Here is a 1,939-nt window from a genome sequence, read left to right as displayed (position 1 = left end):
CGCCCCGCCCCCGCCAAGCGCCCGGCCGGCCGCCCCGGCCCGGGCGGCGCCACACCCCGCCCCCGCCCGCAGAGCAGCCAGGGTGTCGATCTCGACATGACCGGCGGGCCCGATGCGCGCGATGGCGAGTTCGAGCGGTACTGAGCCATGAGCAGCGCCGCGCCGGCCATCCCCGAGGGGCAATTCGTCACGCTGGGGCTTGATGGCGAGGTCTTCGCCGTCCCGGTGAACCTCGTGCGCGAGATCCTGGACAGCCGGCGCATCACCCGGCTGCCGGAAGCGCCGATGCATGTGCTGGGGCTGATCGATGTGCGCGGCCGCAGCGTGCCCGTGATGGATCTGCGCGCCTGCCTTGGCATGGCCAGCAGCGGCTGCACCGAGCATACCCGCATCCTGGTGCTGGAAGTGGCCAGCCAGGGCCAGCCGCGCGTGCTGGGGCTGATGGTCGACCGCGTCTTCGAGGTGCGCGCGCTGGACAGCGCCACCCTCGAGGCGCCGCCCGACCTCGGCAGGAACTGGCGGTCCGAGCACCTGCTTGGCATCGGCCGCCAGGGAGATGACTTCGTCCTTCTTCTCGATATCGATCGCATGTTCGCGGCCGGGTCTTCCTTCTCCTTCTGATGCCATCTGATCGGAGCGCCAAAATGAAGCTTTCGGTGAAGACGAAACTGGGTATGGGCTTCGCCGTCGTTCTGGCGCTGTCCCTGGTGGCGGGCGGCGTGGCCTACAGGAACCAGCAGGCCATGCGGGCGGAGCTCGCGACCTTCGCCGATGTGCGGGCGCGGCAGATCCAGCTTGTCGGTGATATCCGCGTCGCCATTCTCGACAGTTCGCGCGCCGAGAAGAACGCGATCCTCACGCCGGACATGGCGGAGATCCAGCGCTTCCACGCGTCGATGATGGAAAACCGGCAGAGGGGCCAGCAATTCCTCCAGCAGCTGCGCGGGCTGAGCGATGCCGCGGCGCAACGCGTTCTGGATGATATCCTGGGCCAGCTGGCGCGCTACACCGCCGTGCAGGACAGGATCATCGCCAATGCCCTGCTGAATTCGAATGTCCGCGCCCGGGCCGTGCTGCGGAACGAGGCCGTCGGGCCCAGGCGGGAGGCCCGCGCCATCCTGGCGGAGCTGCGGGTCCAGGCGCCCACCCAGGAAGCGCGCCTCGCCGCCCTGGCCCTCGATGACGCCAGCTACGCGCTGACGATCGGCCTGCGCGACATCATCATGAGCGAGAACCTGGCCGAGCTGGCGGAAGCCCAGAAGGATCTCACCAGCCGGATGGAGGCGGTGCGCCGCCAGCGCGACGAGCTGCGCCGCATCCTGGGCGCCGATGCCGCGCAGGCGCGCAATCTCTGGTCCGCGACGGATCGCTGGCTCGACCTCGTCACCCGCATCACCGCCATCAATGGCGAGGGCGGCAATCTCAGGGCCGCGGAACTGTCGATCGGCGAGGCCCGGCAGGCACTGAACCAACTGCTCAGCCTTCTGGATATCTTCAATACCAGCCTGCAGGCTTCCGTTGATGCCGCGCGCGGCGAGGCCATGCGCAATGCCGACGAGGCCAACACCCTGCTGGCCAGCGTGCTGCTGCTGTCGGTCCTGGCCGGCATCGGCGCGGCCTTCGGCGTGGCCCTCGCCATCAACCGGGGCCTGCGGCAGGCGGCGGAGCTGACCCAGGCCGTGGCGGGTGGCGACCTCACCCGCACCGAGGCGCCGCGCAGCCAGGATGAAATCGGCGATCTGGTGGTGCAGATCAACCAGATGGTCAGCCGCCTGCGCGATATCGTGGGCGATGCCGTCGCCGCCGCCGAGAATGTCTCCGCCGGCAGCCAGGAACTCTCGGCCACGGCTGAGGAATTGTCCCAGGGCGCGACGGAACAGGCTTCCTCCACCGAGGAAGCCTCCGCCTCGATGGAGCAGATGGCGGCGAACATCAAGCA

General features: G+C 69.2%; 2 protein-coding genes. Both read left to right on the top strand.

The features are described from left to right. The first annotated feature begins 147 nt into the window (after window positions 1-147). Window positions 148-621, top strand: a complete 474-nt coding sequence (locus NON00_RS24490; protein ID WP_256025417.1) for a chemotaxis protein CheW — start codon at window positions 148-150, stop codon at window positions 619-621. Between the two features lie 23 nt (window positions 622-644). Then, the coding region (locus NON00_RS24485) for a methyl-accepting chemotaxis protein (protein WP_256025416.1) at window positions 645-1,939 on the top strand (1,295 nt) is incomplete at its 3' end.

Origin of the sequence: Roseomonas sp. GC11 (assembly GCF_024437745.1) — a bacterium.
GTDB lineage: Bacteria > Pseudomonadota > Alphaproteobacteria > Acetobacterales > Acetobacteraceae > Pseudoroseomonas.
Note: the sequence above shows the minus strand (reverse complement) of the source record. Positions and strands in the feature narration are given on the sequence as shown.

What these genes read in the sequence shown, in the direction of transcription:
- NON00_RS24490 (WP_256025417.1), top strand. Translation starts at nt 148, where the DNA reads ATGAGCAGCGCCGCGCCGGCCATCCCCGAGGGGCAATTCGTCACGCTG.